The organism is Sorangium sp. So ce367, assembly GCF_051520455.1.
GTDB lineage: Bacteria > Myxococcota_A > Polyangia > Polyangiales > Polyangiaceae > Sorangium > Sorangium cellulosum_B.
In genome coordinates this window covers 10,096,869-10,110,913 of record NZ_CP150334.1, presented here as the reverse complement: position 1 = coordinate 10,110,913, position 14,045 = coordinate 10,096,869, and the positions used below count along the sequence as shown (strand labels likewise).

Below are 14,045 nucleotides of genomic sequence, written 5' to 3'. Positions count from 1 at the left end.
AGGGACGCGATGTTGCGGGCGATTTCGGTGGGTTCCGCTCGGCCGCGGGCGGTTACCCGCCGCGCGGCGTTCGCGGTTCACTTCAGGGCCAGATCTTCGTCGCCGTCGGAGGGGTACTTCATGGTGACGTTCTCATCCCTGTCCGACGGGTACTTGAGGGTCTGGTAGATGCCGCCGGCTTTGACGCCGGTCCGGATGCGCTTCTGATCTTCCAGGTAGCGAGCGAAGAAGGGCACCGTTTCCGCCTGCTCCGTTTGCTCGTTCTGCTCGCCATCACGATCGATATCAGCCATGGGGGACCTCCAATCCAAATGGAATGACTGCCTTGCGGCGGAGCCGCAGGGGAGAGCATTCATTCAATCGGTCCGCGCCGCACGTGAAGTTTTGCGAGGCTCATCGCCTTTACCCGGGCGATGGGTGCGACTTCCTGCGCATCCTTCGCTCGTGTACCTTGGCGCGACCCCTCATGCCCGCCGGGTTCTCACGCTCGATCCACGCGATCGCGACCGACGGCCATCGCGGCTCGATCGTCGGCGCCGCGATCGGCGCGCTCCTGCTCGGAGGCTGGCTCGCGTGGTTCTTCCTCGCGCGCGTCGGGCAGTACGAGGCGAGCGTGAGCGCGCGCCTCGAGGTGGGGCAGGCGGCCCACCGCGTCGAGGCGCCCCTCGGCGGGAAGGTCGCCGCCGTCCGCCTGGACCTCCTCGGGGCCGAGGTCGCCGCGGGCGACGTCCTCGTCGAGCTCGACGTGGAGCCGCTCCGCCGCGACATGGACGACAAGCAGGCCCGGCTCTCGGCCATCGCGGGGCAGATGGGGCCGCTCCGGGCCGAGATCGCGGCGCGCTCGCGGGCGCTGCGCGACGGGGCGGAGGCGGCGCGCGCCCGCATCGACGAGGCGAAGGCGCGGCTCAAGGAGGCGGAGGCGGGCGCGCGCTTCCAGGAGCTCGAGGCGGCGCGGGCCGTGCGCCTGCGGCAGGACGGGCTCGTGTCCGAGGCCGAGGCGGCGCGGCTCGCGGCCGAGGCGCTGTCGCGGCGCTCGGCGACCGAGGCGCTCGACCGCGCCGCCGCGCGGGCCGGCGTCGAGCGACGCACCGGGCAGAGCGAGCAGCAGGCCGAGCTCGCGCGGCTCGACCGCGAGGCGGCCTCGCTGGAGGGGGAGCGGCTCGTGCTGGAGGCGACGATCGCGGGGCTGCTCGCCGAGATCGAGCGGCGCAAGATCCGCTCGCCGATCGCCGGGCGGGTCGGTGAAATCACGGTGCTGCGGGCCGGCTCCTTCGTGCGTGAAGGGGACGTCGTGGCCGCCGTCGTCCCGCCCGGCGAGCTCAGGGTGATCGCGGAGTTCCCGCCCTCCTCCGTCGGGCGGATCCGCGCGGGGCAGGCGGGACGCCTGCGCCTCGACGCGTTCCCCTGGACCGAATACGGCACGCTGGCCACCACCGTCGAGCGCGTCGCCAGCGAGGCGCAGGAGGGCCGCATCCGCGTGGAGCTCGGCGTGCGCCCCGACCCAGCGTCGCCGATCCCCATGCAGCACGGGCTGCCCGGCAACGTCGTCATCGAGATGGAGCGCGTCTCGCCGGCGTCGCTCGTGCTGCGGGCAGCAGGGCAGATCGTGCGGGTCCGCGGCGGAGCGGACGGGTGAGCCAGGGGACGGCGGGCGCCGATCGACGATCTTCGCCACGATCCGCGCCGGAGCGAGCAGCGAGCGCCGATCCCCGCCGCCGGCCGCCGAGCCCGAGGCGGAGGCTCCTCGCGCCGGAGGTCGTGCAGACGTCGGCGATGGATTGCGGGCCCGCCACGCTCAAGTGCGTGCTCGAGGGCTTCGGCGTCGGCGTGAGCTACGGGCGCCTGCGCGAGGCCTGCCAGACCGACGTCGACGGCACCTCCATCGACACCCTCGAAGACCTCGCGGAGCAGCTCGGGCTCGTGGCCCAGCAGATCCTCGTACCGCCGGAGCACGTGCTCCTCGACGAGGCGCAGGCGCTGCCCGCCCTGGCGATCGTGCGGCAGTCGACCGGGCCGCTCCACATCGTCGTGATCTGGCGCCGGCACGGGGGCCTCGCGCAGATCATGGACCCGGGCACGGGGCGGCGCTGGGTCACGCGACGGCAGCTCGAGGCCGAGCTCTACCAGCACGAGCTGCCCCTGTCCGCGGCGGACTTCCGCGCGTGGGCCGCGAGCGACGGGTTCACGCGGCCGCTCGGGCGCCGGCTCGCGTGGCTCGGCGCAGGGACGCAATCGATCGAGGCGGCGCTGTCGGACCGGGACTGGCGAGCGATCGCCGCGCTCGACGCCGGCGCGCGCCTGGTCACGTCGCTCGTGCGCTCCGGCGGCCTCGGGCGCGGGCGCGAGGCAGCGCGCGTGCTGGGCGCGCTGCTCGACCGAGACGCCGAGGCCTCCCGGGAGGAGATGATCCCGCCCGGCTTCTGGACGGCGCGTCCGGGGCCGGCCGACCCGTCCGGGGAGGAGATGGTCCTCACGCGGGGCGCCGTGCTCGTGCGGATCCGCGGGCGGCGGCCGCTCAGCTTCGCCCGCGCGCCGGCAGGCCGCGAAGGCGCGCCGGGCGCCTCCGCCCCCGAGCCCCCGGCGCACGCCGAGGCGGCTGCTCGCGGCGGCGGCGAGGCGGCTCGCGGCGAGGCGCGCCTCCCCCCCGACCTCGCGGCCGCCCTCGCGGAGCGCGAGATCCCGCCTGCGCGCGCGCTCCTCCGGATGATCCGCGAGGACGGCCTGCTGACGCCCGCCGTGCTCGCCGGCGCGCTCTTGCTCAGCGTCGCGACGGTGGTGCTGGAGAGCCTCCTCTTCCGGGGCCTGCTCCAGATCTCGAACGATCTCGCGCTGTTCGAGCAGCGCCTCGCCGCCCTCATCGCCCTCGCGGCGTTCCTCGCGGTGGAGCTCGCCCTCGATCTCTCGCTGACCACGGGGATGATCCGGCTCGGGCGCCACCTCGAGGTCCGGCTGCGGATGGCGTTCCTCGCGAAGATCCCGCGCATCGGCGATCGCTACTTCCAGAGCCGCCCGGCCTCGGACATGGCGCAGCGCGGCCACAGCTTGCACGTGCTCCGCGGCCTGCCCGCGTTCGGCGGCCAGATCGCGCGCTCGGCGCTCGACCTCGCGGTGACCACGGCCGCGATCGTCTGGATCGATCCCGCGAGCGCGCGCCTCGCCGTGCCGGGCGCCGCGCTCGCGCTGGCGCTGCCGTTCGCGGGGAACCGCGTCCTCGTCGAGCGAGACCTGCGCGTCCGCACCCACGCCGGCGCGCTCACGAGCTTCTACCTCGACGCGCTCCTCGGCCTCGTGCCGATCCGGGCGCACGCGGCGGAGCGGGCCGTGCGGCGCGAGCACGCGGGGCTGCTCGGGGAGTGGGCGCTCGCAGGCCGCGCGCTCCTCCGCGCCGCGCTCGCCGTCGACGGGGCGCAGGCGCTGATCGGCTTCGCGCTCGCCGCGTGGATCCTCGGCGATTTCCTCGCCCGCGGGGGCGCCCTCTCGCGCGCTCTCCTGCTCTTTTACTGGGCGCTCGCGCTGCCCTCCATCGGGCAGGCGCTCGCGAGCACGCTGCTCCAGTACCCGGGGCACCGCAACACGGCGCTGCGCTTGCTCGAGCCGCTCGGCGCGCCGGAGGAGCTGCGCGCCGGCGCCCCCGTGCGCGCGCCCGCGGCAGCGGCGCCGCTCGCGCAAGGGGCCGCCGGCGGCGCGGGCTGCGCGATCGCCTTCGAGCGCGTGCGCATCCAGGCGGCCGGTCACGTGATCCTCGACGGGGTGGATCTGAAGATCGCGGCGGGCAGCCACGTGGCGATCGTGGGCTCGTCGGGCGCGGGGAAGTCGAGCCTCGTCGGGGTCCTGCTCGGCTGGCACCGGGCGAGCGAGGGCACGGTGCTCGTCGACGGCCGCCGCCTCGACGGCGAGGGGGTGCGCGCGCTGCGCGAGGAGACCGCGTGGGTCGACCCGGCGGTCCAGATCTGGAACCGATCGTTCCTCGACAACCTCCGCTACGGCGCGCCCGACGACGCGGCCGACTTCGGCGCCGTCGTCGAGGAGGCCGAGCTGCGCGAGGTGCTGGAGCGGCTGCCGGAAGGGCAGAAGACCCTGCTCGGCGAGGGCGGAGGGCTCGTCTCCGGCGGCGAGGGGCAGCGGCTGCGCCTGGGCCGGGCGATGCTGCGGAGCGAGGCGCGGCTCGCGATCCTCGACGAGCCGTTCCGCGGCCTCGACCGGGAGCGCCGCCGGGCGCTGCTCGCCCGGGCGCGGCGGCGCTTCCGGCGCGCGACGCTCCTGTGCGTCACCCACGACGTCGGCGAGACCCGATCGTTCGAGCGGGTGCTCGTCGTGGACGGCGGGCGCGTGGTCGAGGACGGGGCGCCGTCCGAGCTCGCGGCGCGCCCCGGCTCGCGCTACCGCGCGCTGCTCGAGGCCGAGGCAGCGGTGCAGCGAGGGCTCTGGTCGAGCGGCGGGTGGCGCCGGCTGAAGGTCGCGCGCGGGCGCATCGCCGAGGCGGCGGGGGAGGGCGCCGAGGCGGCGGGGGAGCGCGCCGGAGCGCCAGCGGAGGGCGGCGGAGCGCCAGCGGAGGGCCAGCGGAGGTGACCGCCGAGGCGCAACCCGGGTGGGAAGCCCGGCCGGACGGGGCGGAGGCGCAACCTGGGTGGGGAGCGCGGCCGGATCAGGCGGTCGATCCGCTCGGCGCCCTCGAGTGGCCGGCGGAGCGCCTCGGCGACGCGCTCGAGGCGCTCGCGACGCAGAGCGGCCTCGGCCCGCGCGCGGTCGCGGCGCCCGTCCCGGCCGCCGGGCACCTCCGCAGCGCGGACGCGCTCGGGGCGTGGATCGATCAGGCCGCGGCGTACCTCGGCGTCGAGGCGGAGCCGATCGCGGCGCGCTACGACGAGATCGGCGAGGCGCTCCTCCGCGTCGCGCCCGCGCTCGTGTGGCTGCGCGACGGCGGGGCGCCCCGCTTCCTCGCCGTCGTGGGGCGCAGGGGGCGGGACCTCGCTGCGCTCCGCGCCGACCGCTCCACGGCGCGCGTCCCGATCGAGGCGATCGCCGGCCGCATCTGCCGCCCGATCGAGGCGCAGGTGCTCCCGGAGATCGAGCGCGTCCTCGCGCGCGCAGCCGTGCGGACGCGGCGGCGCGCGCGCGCGCGTCGGGCCCTGCTCGACGAGCGCCTCGGGCCCGTGATCGTCGACGGCATCTGGAGCCTGCGCCTGCCGCCGGGCGCGCCGCTCGTGCGGCAGGCCATGGCCGCGCGGATCCCGCGCCGGCTCCTCGGCCTGCTCGCGGCCCACGCGGCGGGCTACACGCTCTGGATCCTGGTGTGGATGACCGTGGGGCGCAGCATCCTCGACGACCACCTCGACGAGGGGTGGCTCGTCGCCGGCGCGCTGCTGCTCGCGACGGTCGTGCCGCTGCGCCAGCTCATGGCGTGGCTGTCCGGCCTCGTCGCGATCGACTCGAGCGCGCTGGTCAAGCAGCGCCTGCTCTCGGGCGCGCTCGCGCTCGACGCCGAGGAGGTGCGCAGCGAGGGCGCGGGCCGCTTCCTCGGCCGCGTGATCGAGTCCGAGGCGATCGAGGGGCTCGCGATGGGCGGCGGCGTCGCGGCGGTCGCGTCGGCGTTCGAGCTCGCGGCGGCGGCGGCCGTGCTCGCCCAGGGCGCGGCGGGCGCGATCCACGCGCTGCTGCTCGTCGCCTGGGCGGCCCTGGTCGTCGCGCTCTGCGTGCGTTTCTACCGGCGGCGCGCGCGCTGGACGGCCGCGCGGCTCGCGATGACGCACGACCTCATCGAGCGCCTGGTCGGCCACCGGACCCGCCTCGCCCAGGAGCGCCACGGCCGCTGGCACCACGGCGAGGACGAGGCGCTCGCCCAGTACCTGCTGCGGTCGCGCGACATCGACCGGAGCCAGATCGAGATCGGCGCGCTGATGCCGCGCGGCTGGCTCATCGCGGGCATCATCGGCCTCCTGCCGCCGTTCCTCGCGGGCACCGGCTCCGCCGGGGCGTACGCGGTGGCGCTGGGGGGCGTCCTGCTCGCGAGCCGCGCGCTCCAGGGCCTGTCGGGCGGCCTGTCGAGCCTCGCCAGCGCGGTGATCGCGTGGGAGCAGGTCTCCACGCTGTTCCAGGCGGCCTCCCGCGGCGGGCCGCCGCCGCCGCCGCTGCCCCCCGACGCGGGGCGATCGCCGGCCCGCGCGCGCGCGGAGGACGCCGAGGCCCGCGCTGTGGTCCTGGAGGCGCACGAGCTGTCGTTCCGGCACAAGGGACGGGCGCGCCCCGCGGTCGTCGACGTCTCGGTGCGGATCGCGGCGGGCGACCGCATCCTGCTCGAGGGGCCCTCGGGCGGCGGGAAGTCGACGCTGAGCGCGCTGCTCTCGGGGCTGCGCGCGGCCGACGCGGGGCTGCTGCTGCTGAACGGGCTCGACCGCCACATGCTGGGCGCCGGGGCGTGGCGGCGCCGCGTGGCGGCGGCGCCGCAGTTCCACGAGAACCACGTCCTCGCCGGGACGTTCGCGTACAACCTGCTGATGGGCAGGCGCTGGCCGCCGAGGCCCGACGACCTCGCGGAGGCCGAGGAGATCTGCCACGAGCTCGGCCTCGGCGAGCTGCTCGGCCGGATGCCGGGGGGGCTGGAGCAGGTGGTGGGCGAGACGGGCTGGCAGCTCTCGCACGGCGAGCGGAGCCGGCTCTACATGGCGCGCGCGCTGCTGCAGGGCGCCGAGGTCGTCGTGCTCGACGAGAGCTTCGCGGCGCTCGACCCGGAGACGCTGGAGCGCGCGTTGCGCTGCGTGCTCCGGCGCGCGCGCACCCTCGTCGTCATCGCCCACCCGTAGCCGCGGAGAGCGCGCTTCATCGCCTTCCATCGCACGGTCGTCAAGCCCACTTCATGGCCTCTCCCCATCTCGATGGGTCGACTCCTGTCTCGCTCTATCTCTTTCGTGTTCTCGAACACGCGTCGTGGGCAAGGAGGGAGCCCAGCGGCGCGCGAGCTTCAGAGCGAGCTCACGTCGCGCAATTTCGCCACACAGACAGCGCTGACCTCGATGTCGGTTTGCCCCTGAACGCTCTCAGGCGGCTCCGTAAGGCACGTTGCGCTCGACAACTGAGCAGTGACATCGGTAGCGTCGTCATGTGCAGATCGCCGCTGGACGTCATCTGTGTTGCGCCTAGAATTCATTTCAATGCCGGAATTCAAGACGGAGAGGCGGTTGCCCGTTGGCGCAGAGGTGCTCGTCGGGAAAGGAGTCCACTTCCGTGTCTGGGCGCCGGCCAGGCGCAAGGTCGAGGTCGTCCTGGAGGCCGGGCCGGGGAGCGGCGGGGCCGCCCCGCTGCGGCCCGAGGAGGGGGGGTATTTCGCGGGGCTCGTCGCGTCCGCGGCGAGCGGCACCCGCTACCGGTTCCGGCTCGACGACGGCGAGACGCTCTATCCCGATCCCGCCTCGCGGTCGCAGCCGGAGGGGCCGCACGGGCCCTCCGAGGTGATCGATCCCGGCGCGTTCTCATGGAGCGACGCGGCATTCCGGGGCGCCCCGCTGAAGGGGCAAGTCGTCTACGAGATGCACATCGGGACGTTCACCCGGGAGGGCACATGGGAGTCCGCCGCCCGCGAGCTGCCGGAGCTCGCCCGGATCGGCATCTCCCTGATCGAGCTGCTCCCCATCGCCGAGGTCCCCGGCCGCTTCAACTGGGGGTACGACGGCGTGAACCTCTTCGCGCCGACACGCCTCTACGGCAGCCCGGACGATCTCCGGCGCTTCGTGGACGCGGCGCACCGCGCCGGGATCGCGGTGATCCTCGATGTCGTCTACAACCACCTCGGTCCGGACGGCAACTACATCGGCCAGTTCTCCGGGGACTACTTCACCGATCGTCACAAGACGGACTGGGGAGCGGCGATCAACTTCGACGGCCCGCGATCCGAGGCGGTGAGGGAGTACTTCATCGCCAACGCCGGCTACTGGATCGACGAGTTCCACCTCGACGGGCTCCGGCTCGACGCGACGCAGAACATCTACGATGGCTCGAAGGACCACATCCTCGCCGCCATCGCGCGCCGCGTGCGGGAGGCGGCGAAGGGCAAGGAGACGTTCCTCGTGGCCGAGAACGAGTCGCAGGAAGAGTGGCTGATCCGCGCCGCCGAGCGGGGCGGCTACGGGCTCGACGCGATCTGGAACGACGATTTTCACCACAGCGCCAAGGTGGCGCTCACCGGCCGGAGCGAGGCCTATTACAGCGATCACGAGGGCTCGCCCCAGGAGCTCCTCTCCGCCCTGAAGCACGGGTTCCTCTTCCAGGGGCAGCGCTATCACTGGCAGAAGCAGCGGCGAGGGACGCCGGCGCTCGGCGTCGATCCGGCCCGCTTCGTCCTCTTCCTGGAGAACCACGATCAGGTCGCCAACACCGCGCGAGGCGAGCGGCTCTGTCAGATCGTGAGCCCGGGCAGGCTCCGGGCGATGTCGGCGGCCCTGCTCCTCGCCCCGGGGACACCCATGCTCTTTCAAGGGCAGGAGTTCGGGTCCTCTGCGCCGTTCCTCTTCTTCGCCGACCACAACCCCGAGCTCGCCCCGCTCGTGCGCAAGGGCAGGGCGGAGTTCCTCGATCAGTTCCCGTCCTGCTCGGCGCCGGAGGTCCACGCGCAGCTCGACGATCCGAGCGACCCGCGGACGTTCGAGCGCTGCAAGCTCGATTTCTCGGAGCGCGAGCGCAACGCCGCCCTCTACGCCCTCCACGAGGACCTCATCGCGCTCCGCCGGCGCGACCCGGTGATCCGGGCCCAGCGCCCGCGCGGCGTCGATGGGGCCGTCCTCTCGGCCCACGCCTTCCTCCTGCGCTACTTCGGCGACGACGGCGACGACCGGCTGCTCCTCGTCAACCTCGGGCGGGACATCCATCGAGGGTCGTTGCCGGAGCCGCTCTTCGCCCCGCCGCCGGGGCGCCGCTGGGAGACGTCGTGGTCCAGCGAGTCCCCCCGCTACGGGGGCCAAGGCAGTCCACCTGTCATCACCGAGGAGGGCGTCCACATCCCGGGCGAGGCGGCGATCCTCCTCCACCCCGTGGTCGGGACGCCGGTGCCCGAGAAGACGAGCGCCAATCCGCGCCCGGAGGAGCCCAAGAAGCATGTACGCTGACGAGATCTGCCGGAGGATGGTCTGGTCCCGGGGCGCCGCCCCCACCTCGCAGGACGACGCCGAGCGCGGCTCGGACCCGCTCACGCGGGAATGGCTCGTCACGAACGGCCTCGGCGGTTACGCGTCGGGCACCGTCTCCGGCGCGGTGACCCGCCGCTTCCATGGACTGCTGATCTCCGCGCTGCCGGCTCCCTTGGGCCGCACGATGATGCTCAGCGATCTCTCCACCCGGATCTTCACCGCGGAGGACAGGGTGTATCAGGTGGGCGGTCAGGAGCCCTGGCTCGACGACGGCGCCGCGCAGGTCATCGATCTCGCCGAGTTCCGCCTCGAGGCCGGGCTCCCCGTCTGGCGCTACGAGGGCGCGGGGATGGCGCTCGAGCGGCGCCTCCTCATGCCCCACGCGCAGAACACGGTCCATGTCACGTACACGCTCGTCGAGGGGACGGGCCCGGTGCGGATCGAGCTCCAGCCGTGGGTGAATTTCCGGCCGCACGAGGGCGCGCTCGATCGTCCGGTGGCGGGCCCCTACGCGCTCACCGTGGTCGAGGATCGCTACGAGCTCGCGTCGCCGGGCGACCTGCCGCCGCTCCGGCTGAAGGTCCAGGGCGCTCGGGCCGAGTTCAGGATCGAGAGCGCCCGCCTGCGCAACGTGCGCTACCGGATCGAGCAGAGCCGCGGATACGACGCCGTCGGCGAGTTCTACAGCCCTGGCCGCTTCAGCCTCGAGCTCCCGGTCTCCGGCAGCGCGACCCTGATCGCGTCCACGGAGGCCTGGGAGACGCTCAACGCCCTCTCCACGGACGAGGTGCAGCGCGCGGAGCGCAAGCGCCGGACGCGGCTCCTGCTCGCCGCGGCGCCCGAGGTCCGCACGGGGCCGGCGGCGGAGCTCGTCCTCGGCGCCGATCAGTTCCTCATCAGCCCCGCGGGCCGCGTCGAGGACGCCGCCCGCGCACGGGCCGCCGGGGACGAGGTGCGCACCGTCATCGCGGGCTATCACTGGTTCACCGACTGGGGCCGGGACACCATGATCAGCCTCGAGGGGCTGACGCTCGTCACCGGGCGCCACACCGAGGCGGGCTACATCCTCCGCACGTTCGCCCATTACGTGAAGGACGGGCTCATCCCCAACATGTTCCCGGAGGGCAAGAACGACGGGCTCTACCACACAGCCGACGCCACCCTCTGGTTCTTCCACGCGCTCGATCGCTACCTGGCGACCACCGGGGATCGCGAGACGCTCCGGCTCATCCTCCCCACGCTGATCGACATCGTCGAGCACCACACCCGCGGGACGCGCTTCGGCATCCGCGCCGACCCGCAGGACGGCCTGATCCGCCAGGGGGAAGAGGGGTATCAGCTGACCTGGATGGACGCGAAGGTCGGCGACTACGTGGTCACGCCGCGCCGGGGGAAGCCCGTGGAGATCAACGCGCTCTGGTACAACGCTCTGCGCCTCATCGAGCGCTGGGCGCGCGAGTCCGACGGCGACGGCGCGGCGAAGCGCTACGGCGCGGCCGCCGAGCAGGTCAAGGCCTCCTTCAACCGGCGCTTCTGGTCCGAGAAGCACGGCTATCTCTACGACGTGATCGACGGCGAGCAGGGCGCCGACGACGCCTTCCGGCCGAACCAGCTCCTCGCGATCTCGCTGCCTCACCCCGTCCTCGAGCCCGCGCGCTGGAAGGGGATCGTCGATCAGGTGAAGGAGCGGCTCTGGACGCCCGTAGGCCTCAGGTCGCTCGCGCCGGGGCACCCGGACTACAAACCGAAGTACTTCGGCGACCTCCGCGCGCGGGACATGGCCTATCACCAGGGCACCGTGTGGGGGTGGCTCATGGGCCCGTTCATCGACGCCTGGCTGAAGGTGTATCCCACCGATCTCGCCGGGGCGCGGCGCCTGCTCGAGGGCTTCGCGCCGCACCTCGACGAGGCCTGCGCCGGCTCGATCAGCGAGATCTTCGACGCGGAGCCGCCGTTCACGCCCCGCGGGTGCGTCGCCCAGGCGTGGAGCGTGGCCGAGGCGCTGCGCGCCTACGCCCGGACGGCCCCCTCGGGGGGCTGAGCATTCCCTCGAATCGTTCTGGAAAAAGTTCACAGGGAGGCGGGGAGACGGGGAGTCAAATCCCAGAAATCTCCCCGTCTCCCCGCCTCCCTGTTCAATATCTCGTCAAAAACACCGACAGAACGAGGGATTGTCAGCCTCAGAATATCACAGGCACCGCCGCCGGGCCGCGGATCATGGGCCATTCGCTCCACACGATGTCGCGGGGCGGGACGGCGAGCTCGATGCGCGGCAGCCTCCGGAGGAGCGTCGAGAAGGCGATCGCCGCCTCGATCCGCGCCAGCATCGCGCCCAGGCAGAAGTGGATGCCGCCCCCGAAGCCGATGTGCCGGTTCGGCGAGCGGCCGATATCGAAGCGGTCCGGATCCGTAAAGTGCTCCGGATCCCGGTTCGCGGCCATGAGCCCCGCCGCGACGCCTTCTCCCGCCGGCACGCGGGCGCCGAACAGCTCGATGTCCTCGAGCGACCAGCGGATCGTCGAGAGCTCCGCCGGCCCCTCGCAGCGCAGCACCTCCTCCACCGCGGAGCCGACGAGCCCGGGGTCCTCGTCCAGCCGGCGCCGCTCCGCGGGGTGCGAGAGCAGGAGGAACATGCCGCTCGCGATGAGGTGCACGGTGGTCTCGTGGCCCGCGACGATCAGCAGGAACACCATGCTCGAGAGCTCCGCCGGGCTCAGCTTGTGCTCCTGCTCCTCGGCCAGCAAGAGGCCGCTGATCAGGTCGTCGCGCGGGGCCTTGCGGCGCGCGTCGGCGAGCGCCCGGAAGTACGCCGCGAACTCCTCCACCACCCGCTGCGCGCGCTCCACGAACTCGCGACCTTTCGCGGGCGCGAGGAGGACCTTGGTCCACCGGCGGAACCGGTCGCGATCCTCGACGGGGAGGCCGAGCAGCTCGGCGATCACCGCCGTGGGGAGCGGAAACGCGAAGTCTGCCACGAGCTCCATCCGGCGCCGGTCGATCACCGCGTCGATGAGCCCGTCCGTGATCGCCTGGATGCGCGGGCGCAGCCCTTCCATCATCCGCGGCGAGAAGGCCCGCTGGACGATGGCCCTGAGCCGCGTGTGATCCGGCGGATCGGCGTCGAGCATGTGCTGATCCATGAAGGTCGTGCGGTCGCTGAGCGGGAAATAACGCCGGCGCACCTCGTCGGGGAGCTTGCGGAAGTCGCGGATCAGGCGCGGATCCTTGAGGAGCTCCACGCAGTCGTCGTAACGCACGGCCACCCAGATGGGCACGTCGAGGCGGGGGTGAATGAGGCGATGCAGGCGCCCCGCGGCCCGCATGCGCGCGTAGATCGCGTGCGGCTCGGCGCGGCTGCTCGGATGGAACAGCTCCGGAAAAGCGTCCTGGTCGACCATGATTCCCCCCTTTCATGGCGTCCGGACGTTCGAGGTGATGCTCGCGTCACGCCGGATCGCGAGGTGTGCATGGTGGAGAACAGCGCTCCGTCAAGCGGCGGCCGGAGGGTTGCGCGCCGTCAACCGTCAAGCCGCGGCGTCGGATCTCGGGCGCGCCGCGGGAGCGCGCCCGACCTTCAGGGCGCGTCGCTCGCGCCGAGCAGCCGCGAGATCAGCGTGTGCTCCACGTCGTCGAGCGCCTCGCGCAGGAACGCCGGGTCGTCGAGGCGGATCGCGTCGTCCCCCTCGCGCGCCTCGACGGGCAGCTTGTTCCTGAGGCTCGCGAACTCGCGCAGCAGCGAGGACAGGCCCGCCTCGTCGTCGCGCAGCGCGCGCAGCGACCTCGTGAGCTGGCCGATCGCGTCGTCCCGCTCCTCGAGCGCGCCCACCTGGAGCGGCGAGATCGTCCGGGAGAGCACGCGCTCGATCCACAGCGCGCCGCCGAGATCGTTGGCGATCGCCCGGATCTGCCCCGTCCAGCGCTCGAAATCGGCGCGGAGCGCGGCGTGCGCCTTCGTCGCGCCGCACAGGAAGACCCGCGCGGCCAGCGTGCGCCCGTCCGCCTCGGCGAGGCGCCGCTCGAGCTCCTCCCGCGTCAGATCCACGATGTCGTCGGCGCTCGCGGCCGGGGAGAGATCGACCTCGCACGCGCTCCAGCGCACGACGTCGAGGGGGCGGTGCTCGACCGAGGTGATGCGGCCGTCGTCCACCGCGACGAGGAGGGCGCCCTTCTCGCCGGTCTCGCGGGCGTGGCGGCCCTGGAGGTTGCCGGGGAACGCGATGTACGGATCGCGCGAGAGCACCTCCCGGGTGTGCACGTGGCCGAGCGCCCAGTAATCGTATCGCTTCCCGACGAGGGTGTTCAGGCTGCAAGGAGCGTAGTTGTCGTGGCCCTCGCGGCCGCCCAGGCAGGTGTGGAGCATGCCGATGTTGAAGAGGCCTGCCCGCGCGTCCGGATAACCCGCGGCGAGATCGTCGGTGACGGCCTTGGTCGCGAAGCTCTGTCCGTGGACGGCGACCCCGAGCCGATCGAAGACGATGGACTCGGGGCGGCGGGGATCGAGCCGCCGGGCGTTCTCGGGGAGCTCCAGGTGACGCGTGATGTTGCTCTCGGCGTCGTGATTGCCATAGAGGAGCACCACCTCCACCTTGGCGGCGCGCAGGCGGGAGAGCTGCGCGGCGAAGAACAGGCCCGTGCTGTAGTCCTTCCAGTCGCCGTCGTAGATGTCGCCCGCGAGGAGCAGGAGATCGACCTCCTCGGCGAGGCAGAGGTTCACGAGGTTCTCGAGCGCGCGGCGGGTGGCCCCGCGGATCTGCTCGACGGGGGCGCCCGGGTAACGGTCGAGCCCGCGGAGGGGGCTGTCGATGTGGAGGTCGGCGGCGTGGACGAACTTCATGGGCAGACGCGGCCCGAGCTTAGCCGCTCGGCGCCGGGAGCGCTGCTCATCCGATGAGGATCGCGCTCGCCTGAAGCGGCCGAGCCGCGCCCCGG

At 73.3% G+C, this 14,045-nt stretch carries 8 protein-coding genes; 5 read left to right on the top strand and 3 right to left on the bottom strand.

All coding sequences use genetic code 11. The annotated features are described in order from the left end of the window. Nucleotides 1-77 precede the first annotated feature (77 nt). Complete coding sequence (locus tag WME97_RS38240; RefSeq protein WP_437294983.1) at nt 78-293, bottom strand: microviridin/marinostatin family tricyclic proteinase inhibitor; 216 nt, start codon at nt 291-293, stop codon at nt 78-80. A 173-nt stretch (nt 294-466) separates the two neighbouring features. Here WME97_RS38240 and WME97_RS38235 point away from each other — a divergent pair, with 173 nt between their 5' ends. The 5 genes from WME97_RS38235 to WME97_RS38215 all read left to right on the top strand — a co-directional run bounded on the left by WME97_RS38235 (nt 467) and on the right by WME97_RS38215 (nt 11,157). Continuing rightward, nucleotides 467-1,636 carry an HlyD family secretion protein gene (locus tag WME97_RS38235; protein ID WP_437545040.1) on the top strand — a complete coding sequence of 390 codons (1,170 nt, stop codon included), beginning with the start codon at nt 467-469 and terminating at the stop codon, nt 1,634-1,636. Between the two features lie 137 nt (nt 1,637-1,773). Then, nucleotides 1,774-4,569 carry an ATP-binding cassette domain-containing protein gene (locus WME97_RS38230; RefSeq protein WP_437545039.1) on the top strand — a complete coding sequence of 932 codons (2,796 nt, stop codon included), beginning with the start codon at nt 1,774-1,776 and terminating at the stop codon, nt 4,567-4,569. After that, nucleotides 4,566-6,800, top strand: coding sequence for an ATP-binding cassette domain-containing protein (locus WME97_RS38225; protein ID WP_437545038.1), 2,235 nt, complete (start codon nt 4,566-4,568; stop codon nt 6,798-6,800). The genes WME97_RS38230 and WME97_RS38225 overlap by 4 nt, the downstream gene beginning before the upstream one ends. Nucleotides 6,801-7,148: 348 nt before the next feature. Next, nucleotides 7,149-9,095 carry a malto-oligosyltrehalose trehalohydrolase gene (treZ, locus tag WME97_RS38220; RefSeq protein WP_437545036.1) on the top strand — a complete coding sequence of 649 codons (1,947 nt, stop codon included), beginning with the start codon at nt 7,149-7,151 and terminating at the stop codon, nt 9,093-9,095. After that, on the top strand, nt 9,085-11,157 hold the full coding sequence (locus tag WME97_RS38215) for an amylo-alpha-1,6-glucosidase (RefSeq protein ID WP_437545035.1): 2,073 nt from the start codon (nt 9,085-9,087) through the stop codon (nt 11,155-11,157). The genes treZ and WME97_RS38215 overlap by 11 nt, the downstream gene beginning before the upstream one ends. A gap of 139 nt (nt 11,158-11,296) precedes the next feature. Here WME97_RS38215 and WME97_RS38210 read toward each other — a convergent pair whose 3' ends face one another. Both WME97_RS38210 and WME97_RS38205 read right to left on the bottom strand, forming a co-directional pair. Continuing rightward, nucleotides 11,297-12,514 carry a cytochrome P450 family protein gene (locus WME97_RS38210; RefSeq protein WP_437545034.1) on the bottom strand — a complete coding sequence of 406 codons (1,218 nt, stop codon included), beginning with the start codon at nt 12,512-12,514 and terminating at the stop codon, nt 11,297-11,299. Between the two features lie 176 nt (nt 12,515-12,690). Beyond that, nucleotides 12,691-13,950, bottom strand: coding sequence for a metallophosphoesterase family protein (locus tag WME97_RS38205; protein ID WP_437545033.1), 1,260 nt, complete (start codon nt 13,948-13,950; stop codon nt 12,691-12,693). Between the last annotated feature and the right edge of the window lie 95 nt (nt 13,951-14,045).